Origin of the sequence: Pseudovibrio sp. Ad13, from assembly GCF_001623225.1 — a bacterium.
Lineage (GTDB): Bacteria > Pseudomonadota > Alphaproteobacteria > Rhizobiales > Stappiaceae > Pseudovibrio.
In genome coordinates this window covers 325,662-348,880 of sequence record NZ_LMCC01000015.1, presented here as the reverse complement: position 1 = coordinate 348,880, position 23,219 = coordinate 325,662, and the positions used below count along the sequence as shown (strand labels likewise).

Below are 23,219 nucleotides of genomic sequence, written 5' to 3'. Positions count from 1 at the left end.
AGATTGCGCAGAAATAGATTCTGATTATCGCTTTAACCTGTTGAACTTCCATCGAATTTGTTGGTTCTCGGGAAGCCGTTTGGTGGCAGGCGTCCGGCTTGACCGCGGTCGCCGCGCCAGTCCTGCATTTCTTCTAGAGTGCGCTTGAAGGTGCGACCAGATGCATCTGTCCATGTCAGGCCTTCTTCTGAACTGAAGGTCTTGATATCGGAAATGCCGCCATCTCTGTAGCGCTGCAGGCGAACACCTCGACCGCGCGTCATGACTGCGATTTGCGCAAGCGGGAAGGTGAGGAGTTTTCTGTTGTGGCCAATGACCGCGACATAGTCTCCCATAGCCGGCACGCACAGGACAGCCTTTGCCGGGGCTGTCACGTTGAGTACCTGTTTCCCTTTGCGGGTGTTGGCGATCACATCCTTTTCCTGAACTACAAAACCATATGCTCCATCGGTGCACATGAGGAGTTTGCGCTCAGGGTCATGTACGAAGGCGCTGATGATTTCCTGCGTCTCGTCCATATCCAGCATCAGGCGGATTGGTTCACCGTGGCCGCGGCCGCCTGGTAGCTTATCTGCGCCGAGGGTATAGAACTTACCACCACTGGTGAAGATCAGGATCTTGCTGGTGGTTTCTGCATGGAAGGAAAGGTGCAGCTGATCGCCTTGCTTGAAGGTGAGAGTGCTGACGTCCTGTACATGGCCCTTAAGTGTTCTGATCCAGCCTTTTTCTGAGATAACAACCGTGATCGGTTCTTTCTCAATCATAGCCTGGTGGATCTCTTCCAGATCGTGGTCCGTTGCAGTGCTGAAGTCTGTTCTGCGCTTGCCGATTTCGGTCTCAGGGCCGTAGGCCTTACCGATCTCGCCGACTTGTTTGGAAACGCGGTTCCACTGTTTCTTGTCGGAGGCGAGGAGAGCTTCCAGACCTGATTTTTCTTTAGAGAGTTTGTCGTGTTCTTTCCTGATCTCGAACTCTTCGAGCTTGCGCAAGGAGCGCAGGCGCATGTTCAAGATGGCTTCAGCCTGAACGTCTGTCAGCTCAAACGCGCGAATGAGAGACGCCTTGGCATCATCTTCTTCGCGGATGATGCGGATGACTTCATCAATGTTCAGGTAGGCAATGAGGTAGCCTTCCAGAACTTCCAGACGGTGGTTGATCTGGTCCAGCCTGTGATTGGAGCGGCGGACCAGAACTTCTTTCTGGTGCTCTAGCCACTCCTGCAGGACTTCCTTCAGGTTCATGACCTTTGGAACAACGCCTTTGGACAGGACGTTCAAGTTCAGCGAGAATCTGTTTTCCAGATCCGTCAGCTTGAAAAGGGAGGCCATGAGGAGTTCAGGGTCAACGTTTTTGTTGCGTGGCACCAGAACCACGCGCACGTCTTCAGCGGATTCATCGCGAACATCATCCAGCAACGGCAGTTTGCGTGCCATGAGGAGTTCTGCGATTTTTTCGATCAGACGGGACTTCTGAACGACGTATGGAATCTCTGTAACAACGATGTTGTAGGTGCCGCGCTGACCTTCCTCTTTGTGCCATTTTGCACGTGTCCGGAAGCTGCCGCGGCCTGTCTTGTAGGCTTCCACTATGGAGCCCTGATCGTTGACAATGGTGCCGCCGGTTGGGAAATCCGGGCCCTTGATGTGCTCAAGGAGCTCTTCAATTTCCGCATCCGGTTTGGAAATCAGAAGCTGGCAGGCGTTGCAGAGCTCATAGGCATTGTGTGGGGGGATGGATGTTGCCATGCCCACTGCGATGCCTGTGGAGCCGTTTGCCAGAAGGTTCGGGAAGTTGCCGGGAAGAACGACTGGTTCGGAATCCAGACCGTCGTAAGTTTCACGGAAGTCGACAGCGTTCTCGTTGAGGCCATCCAGAATGCGGGTGGCCACGTCGGTCATGCGGGCTTCGGTGTAACGCATCGCAGCGGCGCTATCGCCGTCGATGTTACCGAAGTTGCCCTGACCATCCACCATCGGATAGCGAACGGAGAAATCCTGTGCGAGACGGACAAGGGCGTCGTAGATGGCGGCGTCACCGTGAGGGTGATATTTACCCATGACGTCACCGACAACACGCGCACACTTCTTAAAGCCCTGATTTGGATCGAGCTTTAAAAGGCGCATGCCATACAAAATCCGTCGGTGCACCGGCTTCAGGCCATCGCGTACATCTGGTAGTGCGCGATGCATGATGGTTGTCAGAGCGTAGCTAAGGTAGCGCTCTTCCAGTGCATCTTTAAGATTGATTGTTTCCGGGCCATCATGGCCGATCACTTCCTGTCCCATGACACTTGGTTATCGTTCTTGGCTTGTTCTGTCCATGCTAACGCACCGTTCTACCTATGAAATCCTCAGAAAACAGCGCTTTTTCAAGGTTTAATTCTGTGTAGCGGGCATGCGTTTTGCGACTCACTGCGGTGATTACTTAGAGCACGTCACGTTCATTGGCATTCATGCATCATGCCCTATCATTTTTGGTGGAGCGAATTCTCGCCAATCGACCGCAACTAGCAGAGGCAACAGGTGGTTTCGATTATTACTCGGATTTGCAGAGGTGGTTTAAGCCGACCTGATTTTTGCTCGGCTATCCTAGAGCGTGCACATGGCAGGATGTTGTCGCTGTTTAGGAGATAACATGTTGATGACTGGAGGTTATAGTGAGGAAGCAAAGCTTGGCGTTGAAAGGTCTTATGGCGGTGTATGGAGTCGTGGCAATCACGGCTTGTAGCCATGCTGCGGATCATGGGAGAACAGCTCAAGGTGCATCTGATCAGCAAGCGCCATCTTTGGAAGGCGCAGGGCAGGGCACGGTCATTGAGGCGCCGGGTGTGCTTCGCAGCTGGTATCAGCCTCCACCAGAGGATCAGCACCCTTATGTGCCTCCGCCCAAGAAACGTTATATCCCGCTGGGAGGAGATAGTACTGGTCCGGTGATTGTTTTGCCGGGTGGGAATGGGCCGCAATCTGATTGATAGGCTTGGTGTGGCTTCGTTTCAGTTGGGCAGGTTTGCGAAGTCTTTTTTGAGCGCGGTTACATAATTGTCTCGTGCAGGAGGCCATGCAATGCTGCGCGGCTCATAGATGTATTTGAACAGGAAGTAGCCGGTGAGTGAGAACCCTGCTTCCATATCCCCCTTCGAGATTTGAATGTTTTGGGAGAGCCGCGACTCGGGCGCTTTCAGGAACTCTGGCAGTGTGAGGAGCTTGGTAGCGTAAGGTTGTCCGGCTGTTTTGCAAACCGCTCGGCCTGATTTGGGTGAAACCCAGATCAGTTCCTCGGTGACACCAGTGGCTGCGCATTCTGAGAGGTCAAGGCCGAAGCCGAGCTCATTGAGCAGTTCCAACTCAAAACGGAGCACGAGTGCTGCACCAATTCGAGGGTCTTCCAGATGATCGAGAATGACGTCCAGCGCGTGAAACAGATTGGGGTGTGGATCGCGCTCGGGAAGAAGGCGGACTTGCGCGCACAGGCTTTGCAGGCCGTGAATGGCTCTTGCAGTTTGCATGAGGTGGGCGGCACGTAATTGCAGGGGCTCAACTGTGAAAAAGCCCAGATGTTCATCCAGTCTCGCGCGCCAAGTGAGATTGAGATGATTGCCCAGTTGCAGGGCTGGTTGCTGGCGACGTGATCTGCCGCCGCGCACCAAGCCCAGGCAGCGGCCTTTGTCCGGTGTCAGAACTTCAAGCAGGATGTTGTTTTCACCCTGCTTGCGCGTTCCAATGACGATGCCTTCTGCCTGCCACTGCATAATTGTGCTCATTAAGCGCAGCGTATCCTTGTCCGAAAACCGGATCCGCTTTTCGGGGATACGCTAGTGTGGGAAGTCCAATCCCATGTTGCGATAGCGTTCTGGATCATCGGACCAGTTTTCACGCACTTTCACAAACACAAAGAGATGGATTGTGGTTTCAAAGGCTTCTGTGAGCTCTTCACGTGCAGCTTTTGAGATCGCTTTGATGGTCTGACCGTTCTTGCCCAGCACAATTGACTTTTGACTGTCGCGTTCAACGAAGATTGTCTGCTCGATACGGATGGAGCCGTCTTTCTTATCTTCCCACTTATCGGTCTCGACAGTGGAGATGTAAGGCAGCTCTTCATGAAGGCGCAGGTAAAGTTTCTCGCGGGTGATCTCAGCGGCCAACATACGCAATGGGATGTCTGAAGCCTGGTCTTCCGGATAAAGCCATGGGCCTTTTGGCATCTGATCGGAGAAGTACTTCAGGATATCCTTTGTACCGGAGCCGTTGATAGCAGAGACCATGAAGGTCTGATCAAACTTGGTGTACTCGTTGGCTTTTGCCGCAAGTGCCAGAAGTTGATCGCGCTTGGTGATGTCGATCTTGTTGAGGATCAGAACTTTCGGGAGTTTGATGTGCTCCAGTTCGTTCAAAATACGCTCTACAGATTCATTGATGCCTTTCTTGGCGTCAATGAGAACGGCAACGACGTCAGCGTCCTTGGCTCCGCCCCATGCTGTGTCGACCATTGCACGGTCAAGACGGCGTTTCGGGCGGAAGATGCCTGGTGTGTCAACGAAGATAACCTGGCTGTCGTCTTCAATCGCAACACCGCGAACGATTGCGCGTGTTGTCTGCACCTTGTGGGTGACGATTGAAACCTTCGTGCCAACCAACTGGTTCAGCAGCGTCGACTTGCCCGCATTTGGCGCGCCAATCAACGCGACAAAGCCAGCGCGTGTGTTTTCGTTGAGTTTGCCGAGGTTGAAGTTCATGCCCTCTGGCAGGTCATTGTTGTTGTTTTCGTCGTTCATTTAAGACCTATTCGCTCCACACGCCTTCGCGGCGCAGGATGTTCTCGGCAGCGGACTGTTCTGCAATGCGCTTTGAGCTTCCGACGGCTTCGCCGGGACCAACGCCTTCCACATTCACGCGGATCTTGAAGATCGGGGCATGGTCTGGGCCGCTGCGAGAGACTGTTTCGTATAACGGAGTAGGGCGTCCTTTGGACTGTGCCCACTCCTGAAGAGTTGTTTTGGCATCTCGCAATGGACCTGTGTAAGACACCATTCTTACAGCAAAATAGCGTTTGATGAAGCTCTCGGCTTCGTCAAATCCGCTATCAAGGTAAATTGCTGCAATCAGGCTCTCGCACATGTCTGCAAGAATTGCTGTTTTAGATCGTCCACCAGTATGTGCTTCAGCTTCGCCGACGCGCATATGCTGGCCAATGTCGATGACCTTGGAAACTTCAGCGCATGTCTCGCGCTTTACAAGTTGGTTCAGGCGCCGAGCAAGTTCCCCTTCATCTGCTTTAGGGAAATTTTCTTCCAGCATCGTCGCAATTGCAAGGCCGAGCACTCGATCGCCCAAAAACTCAAGGCGCTGGTAGCTCTGCAGGGAAGCCTTTGCAACCGGAAGGGCACTGGCATGCGTCAAAGCACGAACAAGGAGTTCCTTGTTCGTGAACTTGTAGCCGATGCGCTCTTCCAGAGCTGCGTCTGATACCGGTCTTTTTCTTCTGCTCATAATTCCGGCTAATTCCTTCAAAGACTGCTTTGCAGACTTTCTGAAGCAGTTTGTGTCACTAACTGTATCACTCAAACTGCTTCAAGTGTGGTTGGGCGTAGTTTTTTCCGTAAACCGGAGGCCGTTTGCAGGCGCTACGCTTTAGAGTACGTCGCCAAGGCGATCCCAGCGAACGGTCCAAGGCCATTTCCAGAACATCCATGCAGGCTGGTCATCTTCAATAGAGAAGAAGATGATTTCAGCGCGTCCGATAAAGTTCTCGAACGGGACGTAGCCCACTTCGGAAAGAACGCGGCTGTCCTGCGAATTATCCCGGTTGTCGCCCATCATGAAATAGCGATCTGCTGGTACGTGATAGACGGGTGTGTTGTCCAGAGAGCCATTGGTCGTGATATCAAGGGTCTGGTAGCTTATGCCATTTGGCAGTGTTTCGATATAACGCGGGATCTTGTGAATGTTCCCATAAGCGTCTTTTTCGATGTAATCGTCAATGCGCTTGCGCTCAACAGCATTGCCATTGATGTGCAAAATGCCATTGATCATCTGAACTTCATCGCCAGGCAAGCCAACCACACGCTTAATATAATCGGTGGAGTTGTCTTTTGGTAGCTTGAAAACGGCAATGTCGCCGCGCTCTGGAGGGGAACTCCAGACACGCCCGTCAAATGGTGCCAGTCCAAATGGGAAGGAGTACTTTGAGTAGCCATAGCTGTACTTAGAGACAAACAGGTAGTCGCCAATCAGCAAAGTATCTTTCATGGAGCCCGAAGGAATAAAAAATGGCTGAAAAAGAAATGTTCTAACAACCAGAGCGAGTAGCAGAGCTTGAGCGATGACCTTAATGGTCTCATATACGCCGCCTTCCTGCTCCTTTTCTTTGGATTGGCTCATGTTCATCCTTCGTGGTAAGAGAATACTCGCTTGGCCCGATGCCCATCACTTAAATAGTGCGAGTCAGTCTCCTGACAATAATATTCACATAGGTGGATCTCTTAGCGGTTCAAGGCCACTTCTGCAATCCAGTTCATTTACGTTTTCACGGCTCTAGACCCGGCCAGTCTTCTGGCCATGCCGAAATAACGACAAATGCCTGTGCCAGCGGGTAATCATCCGTAATTGTAAGGTCAATTCGTGGCACAAAGCCTTTTGGCACAAGTTTATCCAGTCTTTCTTTCGCGCCGCCGGACAGATGCAGGGTCGGTTTGCCGCTCGGCAGGTTCACGACGCCCATCTCTTTCCAAGCAACGCCCATGGAAAGACCTGTGCCCAAGGCCTTGGAGCAGGCTTCTTTGGCGGCAAAACGCTTCGCATAGGTTGCAGCCTTGTTGGCGCGACTTTCTGCTTTTGCCCGCTCAACATCTGTGAAGACGCGTTTTGTGAAGCGATCTGGAAAACGGGAGAGTGTTTTCTCTATTCTTCGAATGTCGCTCAGATCACTGCCAATGCCAATAATCATCTCTGCCTCGTTGTGTGACGGATATATTGGCGCGTGAGCGCGAAACTCACAAGCCTTCTGAATAAGTTGTTGTGGTGCAAATCTTTTCAAGGAAACAACTTGTGTCTCCTGCTGGTCTGCTCAGTGTTGGAGTGCCGGTCCGGCGATCCCGTTTATTTTTCCTGAGCGACATTTTTGCTTTTTTTTGCCAGCTTTCTTTTTAAGCGAAAACGATGTGCTCTGGCTTTCTGGTAAGTGGAAACCGAGCCCAGAACAATAAAATAGAAAAAGACACCAGCGGCCAGACCGAGCGGGATTGAGCCAATCAACATTGGTTTTAAGATTGGCCAGATTGAATCCAGAGACTGAGACAGCATGGAATGATCCAGCTTGCCACCTAAATCCGGAAGGGGCTTGTCTTCCAGATCCATAATATAGAGACCGACTTTGTAGGTGCTGGCCCAGATAAACGGGAAGGTGAGTGGATTGCCTACGGCTGTGCCTAATGCCGCGGCAAGCATGTTGCCGCGCAGAATATAGGCCAAGACAAAGCTGAGAATAAAATGGAAACCGAGGAATGGCGTGAAAGAAGCGGCGGCGCCTGCGGCAAAGCCTGCTGCAATCTTTCTTGGGCTGGCTGAAAGGCGGAGAACCCGTTTTGTTAAGTACCTGAAAGAGCGAGACCAACTGTGACGCGGCCAAACAGCCACGCGGATACGTTCTATTCTTGTTGGTTTATCCCGCCGTTTAAAAATCATTTCGGTTCAAGTACTTTGCTTATTTTCAATCGCGCCAGTTAAACGGCTCGATTGGGGTTGTTTCTATAGCCGGTATCTCAGCGAGTTCTTTTGGTACATTCTCGGCTGCATACACCGGTCGTTTTAAAGGAGCAAGAGATATTAGAGGTACTCCTAAGTCCGTATCGTCAAGACTCCTGTCGATAAAACAACCAATACCTACGGTGTTAATGCTCAGTGACTGCAGCGCTTCAATTGTGGAAAGGCATAGGTGACCTGTTCCTACAACATCCTGAACTATAAATACATTTGACTTTGGAGGGATGGTTGCCGGTCCGGTGGTGAGGTAGCCGCCTTCGCGGCGAAGCCAGAGGGCACACTTCTGCATGATTCTTGCAGTTTGCAGTGCGACGATCAGGCCACCTAAGCTGGGGGCAACGAAATGGGAGAAGTTGAGGAGCTGGTGGGCAGCAATTTTTTTCACCAGTTCGGAGGCGAGGGTTTCAACCTTATCCGGGTATTCCAGCAGCTTTTGTCGTTGCAGGTAAGCTGAGCCGTGCCAGCCTGAAGGAAGGATGAAGTGACCTTCCTTCAGGGCTTTTGTTTCTCTGAAAACGTCCAGGACTGCATTGGGCCCCATGGGTTTTCCTCTTGTTTTCAGCAGCTAGCCGTTCACCCTTTGCGCTTCTGAAACGTTGGGTTTGGCACGCAGCTGGTTCAGGATCAGATTCAGGTGCTTCAAATCCCATACCTCAAGATCAATTAGCATCTCGTGAAAATCGGAGGCTTTGCGGATCATTTTGATATTATCAATGTTACCGCGGTGATCACCGATGACCTTGGTGATTGCTGCCAGTGAACCGGGCTCGTTGACCGCGAACACGCTGATCTGCGCCGGGAAACGTTCTGGTGCATTGGGGTCGATGTCCCAGCGCACGTCGAGCCAACGCTCAGGTTGATCGTCGAATTCCTTAAGGTCCGGTGACTGGATCGGATAGATGGTGATGCCAACGCCCGGTGTCAGGATGCCGACGATGCGGTCTCCTGGTACTGCGCCGCCACTTGGGGCAAAGCGCACAGGGAGCGAGCCGGAGACGCTGGTACGGATAGGCAGAGAGCCGTTTTTGGAACTCTCCTGAGATCCTTCCGGAATCTTGAACTTGACTGAGCTGCCTTTGTCCAGATCAAACCAGCCTTCTGAGGCTGAGCCTGCTGCGGGTGGTGCACTTGGGTTGCGGTCAGCTGTTTGTGCTGGTGCGTAGTCTGGATATGCAACTTCCAGAATTGCGCTTGCTTGTACATCTCCGCGACCCACGGCGACGAGCAAGTCGAGCGTGGTTTCCATGGTGAACTTCTTGATGTGTGCTTCAAGAGCTGCCTCGTCGAAGTCCTTGCCTGCATGGGAGAAGGCGCGTTCAAGGATGTGTTTGCCAAGTCCGCCATATTGCTGGCGTGCGGAAGCTTTGGTTGCCTTGCGAATTGCAGAGCGTGCCTTGCCTGTGACAGCAATGTTTTCCCAGGCCGGAGGAGGGGTCTGCGCCTGTGAGCGGACGACGTCGACTTCATCGCCGTTGGTCAGCTCAGTGACCAGCGAGGAGATGCGTCCGTTAATTTTACAACCCACGCAGGTGTTGCCGATATCCGTGTGAACGGCATAGGCGAAATCGATTGGAGTTGCGCCGCGTGGCAGTGCGATCAAGCGGCCTTTTGGTGTAAAGCAGAAGACCTGGTCGTGGAAGAGTTCAAGCTTGGTGTGCTCGAGAAATTCTTCCGGGGATTCCCCTTGTGCTAGCAGGTCAATGGTGCCGCGCAGCCAGCCATAGGCGCGGGATTCTGCCGTCATGGACTGAATGTTGCGGCCACCGGTGACGCCGTCTTTGTAGAGCGCGTGTGCTGCGATGCCGTTCTCAGCGATGCGGTGCATGGCTTGGGTGCGGATCTGCAGCTCTACACGCTGACGCTTCGGTCCAACCACGGTTGTGTGTATGGAGCGATAGTCGTTCTGCTTTGGCGTCGAGATGTAATCTTTGAAGCGGCCCGGTACACATGGCCATGCCGTATGGATCACGCCCAGTACACGGTAGCAATCTTCTGGTGTTGGCACGATTGCTCGGAAACCGTAGATATCGGAGAGCTGTTCGAAGCCGAGAGACTTTTCTTCCATCTTACGGAAGATGGAGTAAGCGCGCTTTTCGCGTCCACTGATCTTGGCTGTGATGCCTTGTTCGGCGAGGCGCTGCGTCAGGTCCTCTTCAATGTCCGTGATCAGGCTTTCGTTCTTGCCGTGCAGAGTTGCCAGGCGTTCACGAATGGTATCGCGGGCGTCCGGGTAGAGTGTCTCGAAAGAGATGTCTTCCAGCTCATCGCGAATGTCCTGCATACCCATGCGGCCAGCAAGGGGTGCATAGATTTCCATGGTTTCTTCAGCGATGCGGAGGCGTTTGTCTTCGCGCATGTGGTGAAGTGTGCGCATGTTGTGCAGGCGATCAGCCAGCTTCACAAGGAGGACGCGGACATCATCAGCAATCGCAAGCAGGAGCTTGCGGAAGTTCTCGGCCTGTTTTGCTTTTCTGGAAACCAGATCCAGGCGCTGGATCTTTGTAAGTCCCTCTACGAGCTTGCCGATCTCTTCGCCAAACATGCGGTCAATCTCGGCACGTGTGGCATCGGTGTCCTCAATGGTGTCGTGAAGAAGAGCGACAGCAATGGTTGCGTCGTCAAGCTTCAGATCCGTGAGGATTGCAGCAACTTCAAGAGGGTGGGAAATATAAGGATCCCCAGAGGCGCGGGTCTGGGTACCATGCTTTTGCATGGCATAAACATATGCCTTGTTGAGCAGTGCTTCATCCGCATTGGGATTGTAGCTGGTTACTTTCTCAACAAGTTCGTATTGACGCATCATTTTCGGGCGGCCGCTTCACTTTAAAAATAAGCTAGGGCCGGACCTGAAAATGCGAGGCGCCGGCCCGGCCGACGCCGACATCTTGCAGAGGGCGATTAGTAGTCGTCGGAACGTTCCGGCGGTACCAAGCCTTCAAGCCCCTTAAGCAGGTCTTCTTCAGTAATACTGTCAAATTCTACTTCTGAATCATCAACGGCATTAATCTGAAGCTGCTGTGGGTCACTTGGAACCATTGGAGCTGTTTCAGCTTCTGGTTCATCAACTTCAACGAACTTCTGTAGTGAGTGAATGAGATCTTCTTTAAGATCTTCAGGGCTCACAGTTTCTTCAGCAATCTCGCGAAGTGCGCAGACCGGATTTTTATCATTGTCGCGGTCGATTGTCAGTGGAGAACCACTTGAAATCATCCGGGCGCGATGGCTGGCAAGTAGAACCAGCTCGAACCGGTTTTCAACCTTGTCGACGCAATCTTCGACGGTCACACGTGCCATTCGATCACTCCATAATATCTGGGAATTCAGAGGCCACTCATAGAATGCTTCTTGTTGCAAGGCAAGAGCCGTTTATGCATTTTTTGTGCAACTCCTTTACATCTTATTATGTGGGGAGCGTTTTTCCATCTTTCTGCTGCTTAAGATTAGGCCATAGAAAAATTGGGGCTTTAGGTCTATCGCGCATAATTTTAGTTTAAATACTATTGTGAAGAGATGTTTTAGTGTGCAGTGCTGCGTCGGATTAGTTTTTTATTACAGCTTCTTCTGGGGGAATGAATTTTCAAATCTGCAACACCTGAATGCTATTCAAGATGTGAATTGTACACTGGAATTGGAATAGATGAAAAAAAATAACATAAGAGATTAACCCATTTTGGGACCTAGATTTTCTTGGGATGCACTAGATCCGAAAAAACAAGGAAACCTTGTTTCTATTGGAACCTTTAGTATCTATATCCGGTGGTTTGTTTCTAAGCTAACTTGGATCTATAATATAAACTGGGAATATTTAGTGGGTTCCTGTTAATTTATGCAAGATGACATCTGTAAATTTCATTCATCTTGTTTTAGTTTCTGGCCGGTGAATCGAACCGCATTGGTCCAATATTAACTAGGCCAATGCAATATATATGCTGAGGGGCAAGGTTTTATGTTTGTCCGTAACGAATGCGTATTCGATTTAACGTAGAGTGCAACCGGGTCAATTAGAATGGCATACATTCTAGGCATGTCACGACAGCAAACAGGCATGCCCAGAAAGTGATTGCTTATAACAAGTTACTGACTTACGCGTCTGTGCAGCGGAAAGGCTAAAAATAATATGTTTGATCCCCGCGAAAAGATTGCTTTATTCATTGATGGAGCGAACCTTTATTCGACAGCGAAAGCTATTGGCTTCGATATCGATTACAAGCGTCTCTTGAAAGAATTCCAATCAAAGGGCTACCTGCTACGCGCTTACTATTACACAGCGTTGGTGGAAGAGCAGGAGTATTCCTCCATTCGACCTCTGATCGATTGGCTGGACTACAATGGCTACAAAGTTGTTACTAAACCTGTAAAGGAATTCGTGGATTCTGCAGGACGTCGCAAAATTAAGGGCAATATGGACATCGAGCTGGCTGTAGACGCCATGCAGCTTATTGACCATGTTGACCATATTGTACTGTTCTCTGGTGATGGTGACTTCCGTTCTCTGGTTGAGGCGCTTCAGCGTCGTGGCCGTAAAGTTTCTGTTGTTTCTACACTTCAGACGCAACCTCCAATGATTGCTGATGACCTGCGCCGTCAGGCTGATCACTTCATTGAATTGTCTACGCTGATGCAGCGTGTTGGACGTGACCCAAGTGAACGTCCACCTCGTGTTGAAGAAGAGGATGATGAGATCGGAGATGACGACTACTAAGGTTCGTCACGGTATCGAAAGTTTGCAGAAGCCGGGGAGAGAGTGTGCACTCTGTTCCCGGCTTGTTGCGTATAGGGAGGAGTTGCGCGCGCTTCATCCTGACTGGCACAATGCGCCGGTGCTGGATTTTGGTCCAGTTGATGCCTCTCTTATTGTTGTTGGGTTGGCGCCTGGGCACAAAGGGGGGAACCGTACGGGTATTCCATTCTTTGGTGATTTTTCAGGTGAGATGCTGAATGGTGCGCTGACGGCGAGTGGTTTTGCTGCTTACAGGAATGAGGCAGAGCCTGAGCTCGGGATCGAGCCGATTGATGTGCGCATTACCAATGTGGTGAAGTGTATGCCGCCGAAGAATGCGCCGAAGCCTGCTGAGATCCGGACATGTCGTGAATTCTTTCTGGATTCTCTGTTGGTTAGTGATGCGACGAGGGCTGTTGTGGCTGTTGGGCGGACAGCGCATGAAGAGTTGCTCAAGGCTTTTGAGCTTAAGCTTCGTGACTATCCTTTTGCGCATGGTAGCGAAATTCAGCTTACGCCTTCTCTCAGAATGTTTTCCAGCTTCCATTGTTCGCAGTACAACGTAAACACGCGGCGCATTACGGCTGAAGAGTTTACGTCGGTGTTCCTGCGCGTTCAGGACTATCTGAAATCCCTCTAGATTTGAGAGGGGGATATCATTTCTGCTTTTCCCAGCCTTGTGCACCAAGGTGCTCTTGTGGCTTGAAGCGTTCTTTGTAAGTCATTTTTGGAGACCCTTGAACCCAATATCCCAAGTATACGTAGGGCAGGCCAAGGTGCTGTGCTCTGGCGATGTGTTCCAGGATCATGTAGGTCCCGAGGCTTCGCGTGGTCTCGTTGTGGTCGAAAAACGAGTAGACCATGGACAGGCCATCGCAAAGGCGATCTGTTAGCGCAACCCCAATCAGCGGACCTTCGCCTTCGCCGGATATGAAGGTGTTCGGGCCTCTGCGGCGGTACTCAATGAGGGCTGTCTCCACGTGCGTGTCTTCCACCATCATGGAATAGTCGGTGGGGGACATCTCTGTCATGCCGCCGTTGGTGTGGCGGGCACTTAAGTATTCATGGAACAGATCGTATTGCTCTGTTGAAGGGCCTGGTGGAAGTTCTGTTCCGATCAGATCCTGATTGTCTTTCCAGACACGCTTCAAAGACTTCGTCCATTGAAACTCTTGCGCGCAGACGCGGATTGAAACACAGGCGCGGCAGTCTTCGCAGGCTGGACGATAGGCGATGTTTTGAGAGCGGCGGAAACCGCCTTGTGTGAGGACGTCATTGAGCGCAGGGGCATTGGGCCCGACAAGATGCGTGAAGACTTTGCGTTCTTTACGATCTGGCAGGTAGGGGCAATCCGTAGGGGCAGTCAGATAAAACTGCGGGTTATCATAGGCTTGCCGTGTCACCTAGGGCGTCCCTTTCTCTTATTTATCCTCTTTTCGCCTTACAGATTATAATAGTAAGGAGCGACAATTGAGAAGGTCAACCATATGATTATGGCGAGAGGTGTGCCGGCGAAGAGAAAATCTGAGAAACGGTAATGCCCCGGACCCATTACGATGAGGTTCGTCTGATAGCCGATTGGTGTTGCAAATGAACAGTTTGCTGCAAAAATCAGGCAGACAATGAAGGGCTCTACGGGCACGCCTGTCCTGTGTGCCATCTCGATTGCGATGGGCGTGAAGAGCACCGCTGTTGCGTTGTTGCTGAGTAAGTTGGTTAAAATCGCAACAACGGCAAAGAGAAGCGAGAGGACAAAGGCTGGAGATCTGCCGTCGGCGATGTTGAGCAATGTCTGTGCAATGGCATTATCACCCCCCGTTGCTTCCAGAGCGAGGGAGGCAGCAATGGAGGCGCCGATCAACATGAATATCCGGCTGTCGATTGTGCGCAGTGTCTGGCGGATGTTGAGGCAGCCGCACATGATCATAGCAAGGGTTGCCGCGATTGATGCCACCATAATTGGCACAACACCAGACACTGCTAAGGTGATCATGGCGACGAAGATTGCCAATGCGCGACGGGCATATTGTCGTTGTGGCAGTTCGGTTGCTGACCAGTCCATGAGCAGAACATCGCGGTTTCCGCGCAGGCGGTTGATCTCTTCCCGGTTGCCAGCAATCAGCAAAACATCCCCGGATTCCATACGGATATCGGTCATTGGCATGCGTGGCATGCGGCTGCGACGCTGCAATCCGGTGACAACACAGCCGGTGTCGGCGTGGAAACTTGTCATGGAGAGCGTGCGGCCAATCAGGCGGGAGCCGGGCGCAATAACTGCTTCTGCAAGAGTGAGCGTACCAGACGGAGAAGCGTGTTCTGCTTCGCTGGTTGGGCTCTCGTTTGCATCAGCTGGAAGGAGTGGATGGCGTTGGCTGATGGCGCGGGTGAGAGTGTCGCGGGTTGCGGCAACGATTACTGTATCACCCGGCTGTAGCTGAACGTCTTCAAAGGGCGGCAGGAGCGGGCGTTCTCCGCGCTGGATCAGGCGAACCGTCATTTCCTTAAGCGCTGGGAACATGCCTGCGACAGCCTTTTCTCCCACCAGAGGATGGCCGTAAACTATTGGAATTTGTGCGATAAACTGGCGACCATCCTTGCCGGTGAACTCCTCTGCCATGGTCTGGCGAGGTTTGAGCAGACGCGGCAAAATCACCAAAACATAAACAGCACCGACGGCTGCGAGAATGGAGCCAAATGCGGTGAAGGTGAAGAAGTTGATACGGACTTCACCAGTTGCGTTGGCGACATTGGCTACGAGCAGGTTGGTGGAGGAGCCGATCATCGTTGTCATGCCGCCCAGGATCGTAATGAACGAGAGAGGCATGAGAAAACGAGAGGAGGAGGTGTTATGCGCGGCGGCGACGGTGGTCAGAATTGGAAGCGTGATGACAACAACGGGTGTGTTGTTCAAAAATGCGCTGACAATGCCAACAGTAATCAGCAAAGGGCCGGTTGCCAGCCAGCGGCGCTGTTTTGAGATGCGCAGGATCGCCTGAGCGGGTTTGTCGAGGGCATCCGTCTGGAAGAGGCCTTGGCCGACAATCAGCAAGCAGATCACCGTGATCAGCGCTTGATTGGAAAAGCCGGAGAGAAAGTCCTCCGGCCTGATTGGCGTTCCATTCAATGTTTGGGGAAAAGCCATGAACAGCAGCATGAGAGCTACAATGGAGCCCAGTGCTACGATCTCGATCGCAACGCGTTCCAGCGCATACAGGACGATCGTGAATCCGATGATCACAAAGGTCAGGATCATCGGTATGTTCAGGTTCTCCATGCGCGTCCCCGCTCGTGCTACACTTTCACACGTTATTAGAGGGTCCTGGCAGGTTCGTCACTGCACGTTGCATCATTGGTTTGTTATCGATGCAGACTATCCACCGGGGAATTCATAATAACGGCACCAAGCACGATATCATGGAGCAGGCGCTTTTGGTCACTAAACAATGAGACTATGAGGACAAAAGGGCTGAGTATTGTTACTGAGAAATAAAAGAGCAGGACGTGGATTGCTGCATAGAGCGGATATGGACGTCCGCCGTTGCTCAGGCGCATTTCCAAGCCAAACGCACGCATGCCCGGTGTTGCGGAGTTAAACCCACCTAGTGAAAACGCAGTGTAGGCCAGGGCAACAAGTGGCCAGATTGCAGGGAATAACAACCATGCAAGGCCAAGTGTCAGGATGCCGAGAAAGCCGACGACAAAGTAAGCGATGGCAGAGAGAACGGTGATCGCGATAATATCGATGACGCACGCAAAGATCCGTTTTTTCCGCACGCCGTCAAACAGCTGAGGATTAAGATAGGGATCATAATAGATGTTCGGGTGCGCGCTCACTTCTTGGCTCATTTCTGCCTCTGTCAGGTTCAACTGTGCCGGGGCATTCCCCAGCGTCTCTCAGTAGAATTGGGTGTGCTATTTTCAAGTTTCAAGCGGGGGTAGCAAACTATTTTTGTAGAATCTGGCAATGAGAGGATAATTTTGCGCCGCTCATAATGCGAGCATCTGCACGAACACGGTGTTCGGCGCAGATGCTGATCTCAATTGCAGTTTGCGAGTGGGGATAACCCTAGAATCGCATCTCGCCAGAAGACAGGTGGGAGACGTGGATATCTCCTTCTTCCAGCGCAGCAACGATTTCTTTTGCGTGCTGATTGTCACGGGTCTCAATAGCCACGTCCAGTGTTGCGCCTTTTACGGAGACGTCAAGGAAGAGGCGATGGTGAGAGACTTCTAAAATGTTGCCGCCCAGCTGACCGATCGTTGTCGAGATTTCGCCAAGGATGCCCGGACGATCCGGGATGTTGCAGCGGATGTGTATGATGTTGCCAAGGCGGACCAGCTGGCGCAATGCGATGGATGCCAGCAGGCGGGGATTGATGTTGCCTCCGCAGAGGACAAGTCCAACTTTGTTGCCTTTAAATCGCTCCGGGTGCGCGCAAATGGCGGCAAGGCCAGCAGCGCCAGCTCCTTCAGCCACCGTTTTCAGGCGGGTGAGGAAGATGTTGATGGCTTCCTCTATCTGGCTTTCGCTGACAAGCAGAATGTCGTCGACATATTGCTTGACCAGCTGCTGGGTATAAGTGCCGGGCACTTTGACCGCGATACCTTCTGCCAGAGAGTTGCCACCGCATTCCATTGGCTGGTTGCGCAGGGCAGCGTACATGGACGGGTAGAGCTCGCTTTCAACACCGATGATCTCGATATTCGGCTTGATCGCCTTGGCTGCGACTGCGATGCCGGAGATCATGCCGCCACCGCCGATTGGTACGATCAGCGTGTCCAGATCTGGCTGGGCCTTCAGCATTTCAAGAGCGATTGTGCCTTGGCCTGCGATGACTTCCAGATCATCAAACGGATGAACCCAGATATAGCCGTGTTTTTCTGACAGGCGGTCAGCTTCATTCTTAGCATCGTCTACAGTTTCACCAGCAAGAACGACTTTGGCGCCAAAGGCTTTGGTTGCTTCCACCTTTACGTAGGGCGTGCCGTTGGGCATGACGATGAGTGCCGGGATGCCAAGACGTTGTGCGTGAAGAGCCACAGCTTGTGCGTGATTGCCGGCGGACATGGCAATCACGCCGCGGCTTTTCTCTTCATCTGTCAGGTGAAGCAGCTTGTTCAGGGCGCCGCGCTCTTTGAAGGCGTTGGTGGCCTGCATGTTCTCGTATTTGACGAAAACAGTGGCGCCTGTGATGGCATCCAGTTGAGCGGCTGGCAGGAGCGGTGTTGATATCACCGCGCCCTTGATGTTGTTTGCAGCCTCTTCAATCTTTGAAAGGGTGAGAAGAGGTGAGGCCACCTTTGGCATGTTTTGTTCTCGCAGGTGTCTTGTTTTACGGGCTTTATTTGCCGTTTAGCTTTTTCGCAAGTTCAGGTGCAAAGTAGGTTAAGACACCATCTGCGCCAGCGCGTTTAAACGCCATCAGGCTTTCCAGCATGGCTTTGTCTTTGTCCATCCAGCCGTTTTGCGCTGCTGCACAGATCATGGCGTATTCGCCGGAGACCTGATAGGCGTAGGTTGGTGCAAGGAAGGCGTCTTTGATGCGGCGGAGAATATCAAGGTAAGGCATTCCCGGCTTCACCATGATCATGTCTGCACCTTCATCCAGATCCAGCTCAGCTTCTTTCAGCGCTTCGTCCGTGTTGGCCGGATCCATCTGATAGGTGCGTTTGTCGCCCTTCAGGTTAGAGTTGGAGCCAACAGCGTCGCGGAACGGGCCATAGAAGGCGGAGGCATACTTTGCGGAGTAGGCCATGATCTGCAGGTTTTCGAAGTTATTATTGTCCAGCGCATAGCGGATTGCACCGATACGGCCATCCATCATGTCAGAAGGTGCAATGATATCAGAGCCAGCTTCTGCCTGAATAAGGGCCTGACGGCACAGCTGATCTACGGTCTCATCATTGATGATCTTGTCGCCTGCCATCAGGCCATCGTGGCCGTGAGAGGTGTAAGGGTCCAGCGCAACGTCTGTCATCAGGCCAACGGGGAAACCTTCTGCTTTGATGGCTTGCAGCGCGCGGCAGGTCAGGTTGCTGTCGTTCAGCGCTTCGGTGCCCATTTCGTCGCGTAAATCAGGGTCAGTGTTTGGAAACAATGCCATAACCGGAATGCCAAGTTCTGCAGCCTGCTCAGCGGCGCGCACTGCCATATCGACAGAATAGCGCTCAACGCCTGGCATGGACGTGACTGGTTCGGTTTTCTTCTCGCCATCAATCAGGAAGATTGGCCAGATCAGGTCGTCCGTGGTGATTGTGTTTTCGCGGATCAAACGACGGGACCAATCGCTGTGACGATTGCGACGCATTCGGCGGCCGTTCAAAATCTGGTTCATGTCTACGGAAGAATGCGATTCATTGGCAAACGGCATGGTAACTCACCTGAATGACTTGTTGTGTGGCGTCTTTAGCTCTGAGAGCGTCGGTTTACTCAAAACTACTAGGGCATTTGATGTCAGATAGCACGGGGAGTTTGCTTGATGAAACTCAAATTCTTTTTGTGTTCCAGAGGTTCTTTAGAATCGCGGGAAGGTTTTCGCTTTCAGAGCAATTAAACGGTGGACGACAGACTTATCCTCTCAGCTGATTGGAGGCGCGAGGGGAACAAGCGGGGAATCACTCGCGGATTATAGCTTTGCGCGATTTGTTGCGTTGGTTTGAAAGCTTTGCGTTTTTGGAACGTTGCTGTGTACGGGGCGCTGTTTTGACTGAGCAATTGGTCTTACCTTGGTCTTTCCGAGAATTGACGCAGTTTTGGTGTGGGTCTACCGATTGACGCAATTACATTAATATTGTGGCTGGTGGTTGTGGGAGGCTGCTTGCCGGGAGGACGGATTCCATGGAATTTGAACTGAACGAAGATCAACGCGCCTTTGTGGATATGGCAGCCGGATTTGCGCAGGAGGAGATGGCGCCTTTTGCAGCAGAGTGGGATGCGAAATCTCATTTTCCACTGGATGTGCTTCGCAAGGCAGCGGCGCTGGGTCTGGGCGGGCTGTATGTGCGTGAAGATGTGGGCGGCTCTCAGCTGGGACGTCTTGATGGGGCATTGATCTTTGAAGAGCTCTCCAAGGGATGTGTTTCCACCTCTGCGTTTTTGTCTATCCATAATATGGCTGCTGGCATGCTGGACCGGTTTGGGTCTGATGAGGTTCGGCAGAGATTTCTCCCCGGTCTTTGCAGCATGGAGAAGGTGGCGAGTTATTGTCTGACCGAGCCGGGAGCAGGGTCAGATGCAGCGTCGCTGCGCACGAAGGCGGTGCGGGATGGTGATCATTATGTGATCAACGGCTCAAAATCCTTCATCTCTGGCGGCGGTGTCTCTGATGTTTACGTGTGTATGGTTCGCACAGGTGAGGACGGGCCGAAGGGGATATCCTGTATCGTGGTTGAGAAGGATGCGCCGGGTCTGTCCTTTGGGGCCAATGAGCATAAGCTCGGATGGTGCAGCCAGCCGACGGCGCAGGTGATCTTTGAAGATTGCCGTGTTCCAGTGGAGAACCTGGTTGGCGCAGAGGGGCAGGGCTTTTCTATTGCCATGGCCGGACTTGATGGTGGACGCCTGAACATTGGCGCCTGTTCGCTTGGCGGCGCGCAGTTCTGTCTGGACCGGGCTTTGCAATACATGGATGAGCGCAAGCAGTTTGGGCGCTCGCTGGCGCAGTTTCAGGCGCTGCAGTTCAAGATTGCGGATATGGCGACGGAACTTGAAGCAGCGCGTTTGTTGTTGCACAAGGCGGCGTCTCTGCTGGACCGGAAAGATCCTCAGGCGACCAAGATGGCGGCGATGGCCAAGCGGCTTGCGACGGATACGGGCTTCAAGGTGGTCAATGAAGCGCTGCAGATCCATGGTGGTTACGGGTATCTGAAGGATTATCCGCTGGAGCGTCATTTGCGCGACTTGCGGGTTCACCAGATTCTGGAAGGAACCAACGAGATTATGCGCGTCATCGTGGCGCGTGAGCTGATGAAAGCTTGAGTTGCCGAAGCAGTTCTTCCTAGGATGCTTGGAGTGAACTGCTTTGGCTTTTATGTTGCGTTTCTTTATCCGAAAACCGGTAGGCACTTTTCAGAGATACGCTGAGCAAATTTAGCAAAATGAATAGGTACGCTGTGCAACAGGAATATGCGGAGGAAGTCTTGTCCGAAACTACTGATGTTCTTTTTGAAGAGAAGGGCCATGCCGGTCTTATCATTCTCAATCGCCCCAAGGCGCTGAATGCGCTGACACATGAGATGTGCGTTGCGATGCACCAGCAGCTGGAGCGCTGGCTGATTGATGATGCGGTCCATCATGTTCTCATTAAGAGCAACAGTGAAAAGGCCTTTTGCGCAGGTGGAGATATTCGTCAGGTTGCCGAAAACGGGCCTGAGAAAATTGATATGAGCCTGCCGTTCTTTGCGGACGAGTATCGCCTCAACACTTACATGGAAAGCTACGCTAAGCCTTTGATTGCGCTGCTTGATGGTATTGTGATGGGCGGCGGTGTCGGTATCTCTGTGCACGGTGCGTATCGTGTGGGCAGTGAGAAGACGATGTTTGCCATGCCTGAGACGGCGATTGGTTTCTTCCCGGATGTGGGTGGCAGTCACTTCCTGCCGAAGATGCCTCAGAACACGGGCATGTACTGCGCGATGACCGGGGAGCGGTTGAGGCAAGCGGATTGCTACTGGACCGGCGTTTTGACCCATGCGGTGAAGTCTGAGGATATGGCTGCGTTGGCAGAGGCGCTGTGTGAGGCTCAGGACGTAGAGCCTGTGTTGGCGCGCTATGCGTTTGATCCGGGAGCTGCGCCGCTGCATGCCAAAGCGGATGTGGTGGATGAGTGCTTTGGCGCTGAGAGCACGCTGGAAGTTGTGGACCGTCTGCGCAAGCTGCAGGGCTCGGAGCATAATGACTTTGCGGTTGCTGCTCTGGAAACGATTGGCAAGCGGTCTCCGCTTAGCATGGAAGTTGCTTTTCAACAGGTGCGGCGCGGTGCGGGGCTTTCCATGGCCGAGTGTATGGTCATGGAGCATCGGATTGTTTCACAGATTCTGCTGGGCAAGGATTTCTATGAGGGTGTACGAGCTGTGATTATCGATAAGGATCACGCCCCTAAATGGCAGCATTCAAGCCTCGATGAAATAAAAACAGTTGATGTTGAGGCCCATTTTATGTCACCGAAGGGGGGTGACCTCGTATTTTAACGGGGCAAGGGGCTTACTGCCTGTGATTGGGGCAGATTTGTAAGGTGGAGCTTTAGGTATGCCTGGCGTTTTTGTAGAGCTGATGAAGAGGGTTCCCTCCTTTCAGTTTTTGCTGCATGCGTATGTCAGGCTGCTTGCCGTCTTCATGCTGTTTGCAGGCCTAAGCTACTGGGGCGCAATACTTGGTGTGCGCCTGATTGACGGTGCTCCGTTTGAGAGCGTCGGCGTACAAGTGCAGTCTACCATTATCTTTTTCGCTATTCTCGATCTGGTGACTGCCATCGGTCTGTGGCTGCTTTCCAGCTGGGGAACAGTGATGTGGCTGTTCCGCTCACTGGCTCAAGTGGTGATGTATTCCGTGTTTCCCATGGTCTTTGGTCGTAGTCCGACTGAGGTCGTATTCTACATCAGTGCAATCGCCCTTTATCTCGTTCTGCTTTACCTTGCAGAGCGAGAGGAACGGGCCTGATCGACCAAAGTTCAGTTTGGTCTGTAACTCATTGAAATTTACTGTTTTGCAAACTGCCGTTCACGTCAAATTGATCTGAGCGAACCCTAAGTGATCAGCTTGGGGCAAGTTCTAAATGTTCAAAATCCTGACGGACGGCGATTTTCGGGAGGATGCAATGGGAGAAACTGTTCTTCGCGTTGCTTTTATTGGTCTTGGCAATATGGGCGGCCCTATGGCTGCAAATCTTGTCAAAGCCGGACATGAAGTCGTCGGTGTAGATCTTTCTGAAGAGGCGCGTACTGCGTTTCAGGCTGCGGGCGGGCAAGTTGCTTCGTCAGCAGTTGAAGCGGTTCGCGACGTTCAGGCTGTTGTTACCATGCTGCCAGCAGGGAAGCATGTTCGTGCCGTGTATACGGGCGAAGATGGAATTCTTGCGCATGCACCAAAGGGCACGCTGTTTATCGATAGCTCGACTATTGATGTGGACAGCAGTCGCGATGTTGCAAAAGCAGCAAGCGAAGCTGGCATGGGCATGGTCGATGCTCCGGTTTCCGGAGGTATTGTGGGTGCTGCGAACGGCACATTGACCTTTATGGTTGGTGGGCCTGATTCTGCATTTGAACGGGCTAAGCCGCTCCTGGATATTATGGGAGCCTCGATTGTTCATGCCGGTGATGCTGGCGCTGGGCAGGCAGCAAAGATCTGTAACAACATGTTGCTTGGTATTTCGATGATTGGTACCTGCGAGGCGTTTGTTTTGGCTGAAAAGTTGGGTCTGGACCCACAGAAGCTTTACGACATCTCCTCCAAGTCCTCCGGTCAGTGTTGGTCTTTGACCTCCTACTGCCCGATTCCCGGACCGGTTCCGACGTCGCCAGCCAACAATGAATATAAGCCCGGCTTTGCAGCGCCAATGATGCTGAAAGACTTGCTACTGGCGGAAGAGGCAGCAGATTCGAGCGGAGCTAACACACCAATGGGTGAAAAGGCGGCTCGGCTCTATGAGGAATACTGTAACAATGGCGGGGAAAACGTCGACTTCTCCGGCATCATCCACTTGCTTCGGAAGTCAGGGTAAACAGAGGGTTAACGGAAAGGTCTA

General features: G+C 52.3%; 22 protein-coding genes. 7 read left to right on the top strand and 15 right to left on the bottom strand.

The window, feature by feature from the left end; genetic code table 11:
- Positions 1-32: 32 nt before the first annotated feature.
- Complete coding sequence (gene parC / locus PsAD13_RS18855; RefSeq protein ID WP_063319122.1) at positions 33-2,285, bottom strand: DNA topoisomerase IV subunit A; 2,253 nt, start codon at positions 2,283-2,285, stop codon at positions 33-35.
- Positions 2,286-2,656: 371 nt separating this feature from the next.
- Between parC and PsAD13_RS18850 the strand changes: the two genes are divergently transcribed.
- On the top strand, positions 2,657-2,971 hold the full coding sequence (locus PsAD13_RS18850; protein ID WP_208986802.1) for a hypothetical protein: 315 nt from the start codon (positions 2,657-2,659) through the stop codon (positions 2,969-2,971).
- A 21-nt stretch (positions 2,972-2,992) separates the two neighbouring features.
- Here the strand turns inward: PsAD13_RS18850 and recO are convergent, their stop codons facing one another.
- The 9 genes from recO to rpoZ form a co-directional block, all read right to left on the bottom strand.
- Positions 2,993-3,748, bottom strand: coding sequence for a DNA repair protein RecO (recO, locus tag PsAD13_RS18845; RefSeq protein ID WP_063319120.1), 756 nt, complete (start codon positions 3,746-3,748; stop codon positions 2,993-2,995).
- A gap of 63 nt (positions 3,749-3,811) precedes the next feature.
- Positions 3,812-4,732, bottom strand: coding sequence for a GTPase Era (era, locus tag PsAD13_RS18840; protein ID WP_063289384.1), 921 nt, complete (start codon positions 4,730-4,732; stop codon positions 3,812-3,814).
- Positions 4,733-4,778: 46 nt separating this feature from the next.
- A complete protein-coding gene (gene rnc, locus PsAD13_RS18835; RefSeq protein WP_057464278.1) occupies positions 4,779-5,486 on the bottom strand; it encodes a ribonuclease III in 708 nt (235 codons plus the stop codon).
- Between the two features lie 141 nt (positions 5,487-5,627).
- On the bottom strand, positions 5,628-6,383 hold the full coding sequence (gene lepB / locus PsAD13_RS18830; protein ID WP_057464279.1) for a signal peptidase I: 756 nt from the start codon (positions 6,381-6,383) through the stop codon (positions 5,628-5,630).
- 139 nt (positions 6,384-6,522) lie between these two features.
- A complete protein-coding gene (acpS, locus tag PsAD13_RS18825; RefSeq protein WP_063319119.1) occupies positions 6,523-6,942 on the bottom strand; it encodes a holo-ACP synthase in 420 nt (139 codons plus the stop codon).
- Positions 6,943-7,094: 152 nt separating this feature from the next.
- Positions 7,095-7,679, bottom strand: a complete 585-nt coding sequence (locus tag PsAD13_RS18820; protein WP_057464281.1) for a DUF2062 domain-containing protein — start codon at positions 7,677-7,679, stop codon at positions 7,095-7,097.
- A 25-nt stretch (positions 7,680-7,704) separates the two neighbouring features.
- A complete protein-coding gene (locus PsAD13_RS18815) occupies positions 7,705-8,298 on the bottom strand; it encodes a hypothetical protein (RefSeq protein WP_063319118.1) in 594 nt (197 codons plus the stop codon).
- A 24-nt stretch (positions 8,299-8,322) separates the two neighbouring features.
- The gene (locus PsAD13_RS18810; RefSeq protein ID WP_063291607.1) at positions 8,323-10,560 is read right to left on the bottom strand and encodes a bifunctional (p)ppGpp synthetase/guanosine-3',5'-bis(diphosphate) 3'-pyrophosphohydrolase; all 2,238 of its coding nucleotides are present in this window, start codon (positions 10,558-10,560) and stop codon (positions 8,323-8,325) included.
- Between the two features lie 95 nt (positions 10,561-10,655).
- Positions 10,656-11,051 carry a DNA-directed RNA polymerase subunit omega gene (gene rpoZ, locus PsAD13_RS18805; protein WP_057464283.1) on the bottom strand — a complete coding sequence of 132 codons (396 nt, stop codon included), beginning with the start codon at positions 11,049-11,051 and terminating at the stop codon, positions 10,656-10,658.
- Positions 11,052-11,874: 823 nt separating this feature from the next.
- Between rpoZ and PsAD13_RS18800 the strand changes: the two genes are divergently transcribed.
- Both PsAD13_RS18800 and PsAD13_RS18795 read left to right on the top strand, forming a co-directional pair.
- Entirely contained in the window at positions 11,875-12,459 is a 585-nt protein-coding gene (locus PsAD13_RS18800) for an NYN domain-containing protein (protein WP_057464284.1), read from the top strand.
- Entirely contained in the window at positions 12,446-13,117 is a 672-nt protein-coding gene (locus tag PsAD13_RS18795) for a uracil-DNA glycosylase (protein WP_208981026.1), read from the top strand. The genes PsAD13_RS18800 and PsAD13_RS18795 overlap by 14 nt, the downstream gene beginning before the upstream one ends.
- Positions 13,118-13,133: 16 nt before the next feature.
- Here the strand turns inward: PsAD13_RS18795 and PsAD13_RS18790 are convergent, their stop codons facing one another.
- The 5 genes from PsAD13_RS18790 to hemB all read right to left on the bottom strand — a co-directional run bounded on the left by PsAD13_RS18790 (position 13,134) and on the right by hemB (position 18,848).
- Entirely contained in the window at positions 13,134-13,880 is a 747-nt protein-coding gene (locus PsAD13_RS18790; protein WP_063297555.1) for an arginyltransferase, read from the bottom strand.
- A 38-nt stretch (positions 13,881-13,918) separates the two neighbouring features.
- On the bottom strand, positions 13,919-15,751 hold the full coding sequence (locus PsAD13_RS18785; RefSeq protein WP_063319117.1) for an SLC13 family permease: 1,833 nt from the start codon (positions 15,749-15,751) through the stop codon (positions 13,919-13,921).
- Positions 15,752-15,834: 83 nt separating this feature from the next.
- Positions 15,835-16,323: an RDD family protein gene (locus tag PsAD13_RS18780; protein WP_208986800.1), complete on the bottom strand. Its 489-nt coding sequence runs from the start codon at positions 16,321-16,323 to the stop codon at positions 15,835-15,837.
- A 220-nt stretch (positions 16,324-16,543) separates the two neighbouring features.
- Positions 16,544-17,785, bottom strand: coding sequence for a threonine ammonia-lyase (locus tag PsAD13_RS18775; protein ID WP_063319115.1), 1,242 nt, complete (start codon positions 17,783-17,785; stop codon positions 16,544-16,546).
- 34 nt (positions 17,786-17,819) lie between these two features.
- Positions 17,820-18,848 (bottom strand): porphobilinogen synthase, encoded by a 1,029-nt coding sequence (hemB, locus tag PsAD13_RS18770; RefSeq protein ID WP_057464288.1) that lies wholly within the window; start codon positions 18,846-18,848, stop codon positions 17,820-17,822.
- Positions 18,849-19,315: 467 nt separating this feature from the next.
- On the opposite strand from hemB, the gene PsAD13_RS18765 reads away from it, so the two are divergent.
- From PsAD13_RS18765 to mmsB, 4 genes are all read left to right on the top strand, one after another.
- A complete protein-coding gene (locus PsAD13_RS18765) occupies positions 19,316-20,455 on the top strand; it encodes an isobutyryl-CoA dehydrogenase (RefSeq protein WP_063319114.1) in 1,140 nt (379 codons plus the stop codon).
- Positions 20,456-20,616: 161 nt separating this feature from the next.
- On the top strand, positions 20,617-21,666 hold the full coding sequence (locus PsAD13_RS18760) for an enoyl-CoA hydratase/isomerase family protein (RefSeq protein WP_244275191.1): 1,050 nt from the start codon (positions 20,617-20,619) through the stop codon (positions 21,664-21,666).
- 58 nt (positions 21,667-21,724) lie between these two features.
- Complete coding sequence (locus PsAD13_RS18755) at positions 21,725-22,135, top strand: DUF6163 family protein (RefSeq protein ID WP_057464290.1); 411 nt, start codon at positions 21,725-21,727, stop codon at positions 22,133-22,135.
- A gap of 157 nt (positions 22,136-22,292) precedes the next feature.
- Positions 22,293-23,195, top strand: a complete 903-nt coding sequence (gene mmsB, locus PsAD13_RS18750) for a 3-hydroxyisobutyrate dehydrogenase (RefSeq protein WP_063289382.1) — start codon at positions 22,293-22,295, stop codon at positions 23,193-23,195.
- Positions 23,196-23,219 lie beyond the last annotated feature (24 nt).

Coding starts and splice junctions, on each gene's coding strand:
- parC (WP_063319122.1), bottom strand. CDS start 2,285: ATGGGACAGGAAGTGATCGGCCATGATGGCCCGGAAACAATCAATCTT.
- recO (WP_063319120.1), bottom strand. CDS start 3,748: ATGCAGTGGCAGGCAGAAGGCATCGTCATTGGAACGCGCAAGCAGGGT.
- era (WP_063289384.1), bottom strand. CDS start 4,732: ATGAACTTCAACCTCGGCAAACTCAACGAAAACACACGCGCTGGCTTT.
- rnc (WP_057464278.1), bottom strand. CDS start 5,486: ATGAGCAGAAGAAAAAGACCGGTATCAGACGCAGCTCTGGAAGAGCGC.
- lepB (WP_057464279.1), bottom strand. CDS start 6,383: ATGAACATGAGCCAATCCAAAGAAAAGGAGCAGGAAGGCGGCGTATAT.
- acpS (WP_063319119.1), bottom strand. CDS start 6,942: ATGATTATTGGCATTGGCAGTGATCTGAGCGACATTCGAAGAATAGAG.
- PsAD13_RS18820 (WP_057464281.1), bottom strand. CDS start 7,679: ATGATTTTTAAACGGCGGGATAAACCAACAAGAATAGAACGTATCCGC.
- PsAD13_RS18815 (WP_063319118.1), bottom strand. CDS start 8,298: ATGGGGCCCAATGCAGTCCTGGACGTTTTCAGAGAAACAAAAGCCCTG.
- PsAD13_RS18810 (WP_063291607.1), bottom strand. CDS start 10,560: ATGATGCGTCAATACGAACTTGTTGAGAAAGTAACCAGCTACAATCCC.
- rpoZ (WP_057464283.1), bottom strand. CDS start 11,051: ATGGCACGTGTGACCGTCGAAGATTGCGTCGACAAGGTTGAAAACCGG.
- PsAD13_RS18800 (WP_057464284.1), top strand. CDS start 11,875: ATGTTTGATCCCCGCGAAAAGATTGCTTTATTCATTGATGGAGCGAAC.
- PsAD13_RS18795 (WP_208981026.1), top strand. CDS start 12,446: ATGACGACTACTAAGGTTCGTCACGGTATCGAAAGTTTGCAGAAGCCG.
- PsAD13_RS18785 (WP_063319117.1), bottom strand. CDS start 15,751: ATGGAGAACCTGAACATACCGATGATCCTGACCTTTGTGATCATCGGA.
- PsAD13_RS18780 (WP_208986800.1), bottom strand. CDS start 16,323: ATGAGCCAAGAAGTGAGCGCGCACCCGAACATCTATTATGATCCCTAT.
- PsAD13_RS18775 (WP_063319115.1), bottom strand. CDS start 17,785: ATGCCAAAGGTGGCCTCACCTCTTCTCACCCTTTCAAAGATTGAAGAG.
- hemB (WP_057464288.1), bottom strand. CDS start 18,848: ATGCCGTTTGCCAATGAATCGCATTCTTCCGTAGACATGAACCAGATT.
- PsAD13_RS18765 (WP_063319114.1), top strand. CDS start 19,316: ATGGAATTTGAACTGAACGAAGATCAACGCGCCTTTGTGGATATGGCA.
- PsAD13_RS18755 (WP_057464290.1), top strand. CDS start 21,725: ATGCCTGGCGTTTTTGTAGAGCTGATGAAGAGGGTTCCCTCCTTTCAG.
- mmsB (WP_063289382.1), top strand. CDS start 22,293: ATGGGAGAAACTGTTCTTCGCGTTGCTTTTATTGGTCTTGGCAATATG.